The 6,240-nt window shown below is 32.7% G+C and carries 5 protein-coding genes; 2 read left to right on the forward strand and 3 right to left on the reverse strand.

Annotated features, from left to right (window positions below):
* The first annotated feature begins 164 nt into the window (after window positions 1-164).
* Window positions 165-503, forward strand: a complete 339-nt coding sequence (locus OS188_RS09285) for a hypothetical protein (protein WP_267148554.1) — start codon at window positions 165-167, stop codon at window positions 501-503.
* Between the two features lie 86 nt (window positions 504-589).
* On the opposite strand, the gene OS188_RS09290 is transcribed toward OS188_RS09285, so the two are convergent.
* Window positions 590-3,547, reverse strand: coding sequence for a DNA polymerase III subunit alpha (locus tag OS188_RS09290; RefSeq protein WP_267148555.1), 2,958 nt, complete (start codon window positions 3,545-3,547; stop codon window positions 590-592).
* Entirely contained in the window at window positions 3,547-4,761 is a 1,215-nt protein-coding gene (gene dinB / locus OS188_RS09295; RefSeq protein WP_267148556.1) for a DNA polymerase IV, read from the reverse strand. The genes OS188_RS09290 and dinB overlap by 1 nt, the downstream gene beginning before the upstream one ends.
* Before the next feature lie 52 nt (window positions 4,762-4,813).
* Here dinB and OS188_RS09300 point away from each other — a divergent pair, with 52 nt between their 5' ends.
* Window positions 4,814-5,587: an XRE family transcriptional regulator gene (locus OS188_RS09300; RefSeq protein WP_267148557.1), complete on the forward strand. Its 774-nt coding sequence runs from the start codon at window positions 4,814-4,816 to the stop codon at window positions 5,585-5,587.
* A 59-nt stretch (window positions 5,588-5,646) separates the two neighbouring features.
* Here OS188_RS09300 and OS188_RS09305 read toward each other — a convergent pair.
* Window positions 5,647-6,240 (reverse strand): T9SS type B sorting domain-containing protein (locus OS188_RS09305; RefSeq protein ID WP_267148558.1); only part of this gene is annotated, 594 nt, incomplete at its 5' end.

Consider the following 6,240-nt stretch of genomic DNA (forward strand, 5'->3'; position numbering starts at 1 on the left):
GTGTTATTAATTAAAAAAGAGAGGTTTAAATATAGTGATTTTTAAAAACACTTACACTTAATTGTGTTAAAATGAAACACTTATAGCTTGGTTTTTTAATAATTTAAATTAAAATGACTTAGTTTGAGTTTTATAACTTTGATAGGAATTAAAATGAGAGAACAATGATAATACAGAAAAAAAATTACAGACTTCCGGTAGCACTTTTAATATTTGGGGTGATATTTTGCGTTATTTCGGCATTTATGTCCTTAAACTCTACAGAAACTTGGTTTGCAAGATCTGGAGCTGTACTGAGTTTTGTTTCTGTAGCTATTCAATTTATTTTGTCCAATTTAAAGAAAGCTGAAATTGAAAATTTGTTTAAAACTGATTTGGGGTTGCGGGAAAAATTTGACGTAGTTAAAGAAAAGGATACTTTACACGATTTTATTTCTGTCTCTTCCACTATAACAGGTTTAATAGGCACTATTATTTGGGGGTATGGGGATTTACTTTTCTAATTTTAATACGAAGTTTATTTTTTAAGAGTAGCTTTCTTCCTTTTGAAGTTTAAAAGAGTTCACCTAATTATAGTCGTTTAATATAATTATACGGCTCTAGGGTTTCCTTTTATCTTTACTTTTCTACTTTTTAAAACAATCATGCTACAAAACCCAAATTTCTCTGTTATAATTCCCAAACATTTATAAACTCCTAAGCCATTAATTGGATAGTTATATACGGTTTCGGTAAAGTGAACAGCATCAAAGTAATCGCCATGTTTATCAACAAACGTACTTAAACGCATTCGTTTTCCCTGCGAAGTGGTATTGTAACGTGTGGTTACCAGATTTCCATAAATAATAACTTCTTTGTTGGCATACTGAGACATGTTTTTAGCACAAATATCACGCTCCATAACTTCATCTATTAATTCAAAATATCCACATAAAGGAAAACCTAATAATTCCATCTCGTCATAAGCGTTTTCAATAGCATTAACCGGTAGTTCTGGCAATTTAAAGTGTTTGTGATTGGGTTTAAAAAGTTTAGGCTGTTTATTAAGCGTTTTACTAGCTTGAAGCTTAAAAATGGCTTGCCATAACAATTCTGTTTTTGACTTGTTTGTAAATTGAAAACAACCTATTCTTATTAAAATAGACAGCTGTTCTATACTTATTTGTATGCGATCTATAAAATCTTCTAAAGATAAAAAGTTGCCATGTAGTTGTCTTTCACTTAATACTCTCTGAATAACCCAAGTTTCCAGATTTTTTAAATACCCTAGACCAAGATAAATATCTTTCCCTTTTACCCTATTTGGATGGTCGCTGTTATTAATGCAAGGTAATTTAATTTGAGCTCCTTGCATTTTAGCTTCGTGTAAGTAGTGTTCTGCACTGTAAAATCCGCCACCATTATTAAGTACGGCAACCATAAATTCTATGGGATAATAACACTTTAAAAATAGACTTTGATAGCTTTCTACAGCGTAAGACGCCGAATGTCCTTTAGCAAAAGCATAGCCAGCAAAACTCTTAATTTGGTTCCAGACCTCGAAAATTAGAGAGTTGGTAAAACCTTTGTTTCTACAATTAGTAATAAATTTTTGTTCTACAGCCAAAAACTCTTCTTTAGAACGGTATTTTCCGCTCATTCCTCTTCTTAAAACATCTGCTTCTCCCAGAGTTAAGTCGGCAAACTGATTGGCCACCTTTAAAACATCTTCTTGATAGACCATGACGCCGTAAGTTTCTGGCATAATTTTCATTAAAATAGGATGTGCATTTTCTCTCTGTTCTGGAAATCGGTGACGTTTTATAAATTCTTCTTTCATACCTGACCCAGAAACACCGGGACGGATAATAGAACTTGCGGCCACTAAGCCTAAATAATCTTGAGTTTGTAATTTTATCATCAAGCCTCTCATAGCTGGAGATTCTACATAATAAGCACCAATAGCTCCGCCACTTTTAAGAAGCTTATTAATGTTTTTATCGTTTTTAAAACGCGCTACATCATGAATATCTATTGCTGGAGCTTCTGGCCTGTTTTCTGCTATAATTTCTAGGGCTTCTTTAATTTTGGCTAAGCCTCTTTGTCCTAAAATATCAAACTTAAAAATACCTACTTCTTCTGCTATCATCATATCAAATTGTACAGTAGGGAAACCCTTAGGTGGTAAAAAAGTAGCTGAGTAATTATGAATAGGTTCTTCTAAAATTAAAATTCCAGCAGAATGCACGCTTAAATAGTTTGGAAATCCTTGAATTAATTCTCCGTATTTTAGAACTAGTTTTCCTATTTCGTCTAATGCGATATTTGTAGATTTTCCTTTGCTTAACTTATCTATGTCCTCTTTTGGTAAACCAAATACTTTTCCTAATTCTCTAACAACAGCTTTAAATTTAAAGGTATTATATGTGGCTAAAAGCGCTGTATTTTTAAATCTTTTAAAAATATAATTCGTAACATCGTCTCTATCTTTCCAAGAAAAATCGATATCAAAATCAGGAGGAGAAGCTCTATATGGGTTTATAAACCTTTCAAAATACAAGTCTAATTCAATTGGGTCAACGTCTGTAATTCCAATAATATAAGCCACAATACTATTGGCGCCACTACCACGCCCTACATGAAAATACCCCTGACGTTTAGCATAAGAAATAATGTTGTAATTAATTAAAAAGAAGCTTACAAAGTCTAAAGATTTAATGGTTTCTAATTCTCTGTTTAAGCGTTCGTAAACTTTCTCATTCGGATTTTTGTAACGGTTTGGTAAACCTGCATAACATAACTCTTTTAGATATTTAAAGTCGGCTTCTAAATTGTCTTTATAAGTCTTTAAGTTTTGAGATTTTCTTTCATTGCCAAAACCAAAATAAACCTGGCATTGATCTATTAAATACTCTGTGTTTTCTATCATATCTGGAAACCCAGAAAATGCTTTTAATAGATTTTCTTTAGAAAGCATCTTTTCAGTAGGATTACATTCTTCAGTCTTTGAAAGTTTACTCAACAAGCAGTTGTTATCAATAGCTCTAAGTAGTCTGTGTGCATTAAAATCCTTTTTATTTCTGATGGTAACTGGTTGTTGTATGACTAATTTATCTGTAAATTCTCTTAGTTTTGAAAACGTGAGCTTTCTAATTTCTTCAACTGAAACACCAATAAACTCATTTTTATTAAAAGAAGTAATTTCATGTTCTAAAACATGTTCAAACGGATAAATTATAAACACATTTTGAAACTCTGGCGCTTTGTTAGCTATAGCTTTTTTGTTTTCTAAATGATGAGAAAGCAAACTGTTTAACTCCTGAAATCCGCTATTATTTTTAGCAATTCCTACAAACTGTTGTTTGGCACCATTTCTAAAATCCACACCTATTAATGGTTTGATATTGTGTTTTTTGGCTTGTTTAATAAAGTTTAAGCAAGCAGATGTATTGTTGATATCTGTTAAAGCTAAACTTGAAATACCGTTGTTTTTAGCCAATTCCAATAATTCAATTTCAGAGAATGTGCCATAGCGAAGAGAATAATATGAGTGACAATTTAAATACATTATTGTTTTCTATGTGCTAGTAAAATTGGAGGTTCGCCATTAAACGGATTTTGAAATCTCCCTATAGTTTTTGCACCAATGGAAGAAGCTCTCATAATACTGGAATCGCCATACTTACCTCGAATTCCATCCATAGCCTTATATAAGCCCAGCATTTTTTCGGTATCATCAAAAAGGTTTATCTGGTAGTTTCCACTAACAATATCGCTTATTTTTACACCAATCAACCTTACTAAAACTCTTCTATTATAAAGCTTCTCAAACAATTCTAATACGGTTGGAATAATAATATGATCGGCACTAGAATAAGCTATTTTAACCTGTTTATTATAGGTGTTAAAATCTGAATATCTAATTTTTACACTTATGGTGCTTGCTAATTTATCTGCTCTTCTTAATTGAAATGCCAAATTTTCTGCCATAGCAAAAATGATGGTTCTCAAATAAGCGATATCGATGGTATCTTTATTAAAAGTTCTTTCTGTAGAAATAGATTTTCTTTCGTGATAAGGAATCAATGGCGGATTATCGATTCCGTTAGCTCTTTTCCAAATAGTTTCTCCTTGCTTACCTAAAGCACTTCGCATCATTTCTACAGGCATTTGCTGAACCATTTCAACTTTATCTATACCTAGATTTCTAAGTATTTGATATGTTTTTTCTCCAACAGCAGGGATTTTCCGAATGGATAAAGGTGCTAAAAATGGCTTCTCAAAACCTGAATCTATTTTTAATTGATTATTTGGTTTAGCTTCTCCTGTAGCTACTTTAGAAACTATTTTATTTGTAGATAAACCAAAAGAAATAGGAAGCCCCGTGTCTTTAATAATAGCTTGTCGCAATTCTGAAGCATACTTATAAGTACCGTAAAATTTGTCCATACCTGTTAAATCTGCATAAAACTCATCCACACTAGCTTTTTCAAAAACAGGCACTTTTTCTTTAATAATTTCTGTTACTAATTGAGAATATTTGGTGTAGATACCGGCGTTTCCTTTAATTACTACTGCTTCAGGACAAAGTCTTCTAGCCACTTTCATGGACATACCAGAGTGTACGCCAAAAATACGTGTTTCATAACTACAAGCAGCCACAACACCTCTGTCTCCTACACCTCCAACCATTAGCGGACGGTTTTTTAACCGACTATCTATGAGCCTTTCGCAGGAAACAAAGAAAGTATCTAAGTCTAGATGTAAAATATTCTTTTGCATGTGACAAAATTAGCTTAAATTTGTAGTCTTACTGACTCAAAAATTAAGTTTTATGTCGTTTATTCAAAATAATATCCAATTCATTCGAAATCAGAAGGGTTTATCTCAGGCTCAGTTTGCTGCAGTATTAGATTGGTCAAAATCTCAGGTTGGAGCCTATGAGGAAGGTCGCTCCTTCCCTTCTATTGACAAGCTTATTAAGTTATCGGATTATGCAAAAATTCCAATAGACATTTTAGTTAGAAACGATTTAAGAAAGTCTGGGACTTCATCTTTTATAGAAGTAGGAAATCAGCGTGTATTGTTTCCTATTTTGGTAGATCCTGATAACGAAAACCTAATAGAGGTTGTGCCAGTAAAAGCAAGTGCTGGATATTTATCTGGTTATGACGATCCAGAATATATTGAGCAGTTGCAAAAAATTAAACTTCCGTTTTTGCCTACAGGAAAGCATCGTGCGTTTCCTATTAAGGGAGATTCCATGCTTCCTATGAAAGATGGTTCTTTTGTAATAGGTCGGTTTATCGAAGATAGACAGGAAATAAAAACAGGAAAAACCTATGTTCTACTAACTTTAAACGATGGGATGGTTTATAAACGCGTGATGAATAATATTGATTTTAACAACTCACTTTTATTGATGTCTGATAATAAAATGTATCACGATTACAGCATTCCTATAGATGAAGTTTTAGAATTATGGGAATTTACCTGTAGCATTAACACACAAGAATACAGTGAAGAAGAACTAAAACTAAGCAGTATTATAACTATGTTTAACGAGTTAGGCGTAGAACTTAAAGCTTTGGAAAAAAGCATAAAATAAGCTGTAAGTCTTCTATTAAATTATAAGTTTCTGAGTTTTTTAAGGCCTAAATTACCGACTTAACGTTTTAAGGTAAAATGTCCGGTTTTTACATTGCCGTCCATCAATATAATACGATACCAATAATCGTCTGTTTTTAAGTTTCTATTTTTAAAAGTCCCATCCCACACTTCTGAAACAGAAGTTAGATTTCTTAATAGCTTTCCGTATCTGTCGAAAATATAAATACTTTTAATTTCATTTTTCGGGTCTTCAATACGCCAAACATCGTTATAGCCATCGTTGTTTGGAGTGAAAAATTTAGGCACAATAATTTGTAAGTTTTCTGTGGTAAAGCTTTCTTGATAACAACCTACAGCATTTCCGGTTGAATTATAAGCTGTGATGCTAACAAAAATTTGGGTGTTTTCAGGAAAATCAGTGGGTGGATTATAAGTGGTTGTGTTTCCTACATCTACTCCATTTGCAAGATCTGAAGCTCCAGAACTTGTTCCGATAGTCACCAAATAACCAGTCGCGTTTGCAATGGCATTCCAAGTAATATCTGAACTTACCAAAACATCTGTTTCCCCATTAAACGGACTGACTAAACTTGTACATGCTGGAATTAGAACTTCAGTTGTAAAGCTTTCTTCGGCACATCCTACAGCATT

It is taken from the genome of Xanthomarina sp. F1114 (genome assembly GCF_026410255.1).
Taxonomy (GTDB): domain Bacteria; phylum Bacteroidota; class Bacteroidia; order Flavobacteriales; family Flavobacteriaceae; genus Xanthomarina.

Coding starts and splice junctions, on each gene's coding strand:
- OS188_RS09285 (WP_267148554.1), top strand. CDS start 165: ATGATAATACAGAAAAAAAATTACAGACTTCCGGTAGCACTTTTAATA.
- OS188_RS09290 (WP_267148555.1), bottom strand. CDS start 3,547: ATGTATTTAAATTGTCACTCATATTATTCTCTTCGCTATGGCACATTC.
- dinB (WP_267148556.1), bottom strand. CDS start 4,761: ATGCAAAAGAATATTTTACATCTAGACTTAGATACTTTCTTTGTTTCC.
- OS188_RS09300 (WP_267148557.1), top strand. CDS start 4,814: ATGTCGTTTATTCAAAATAATATCCAATTCATTCGAAATCAGAAGGGT.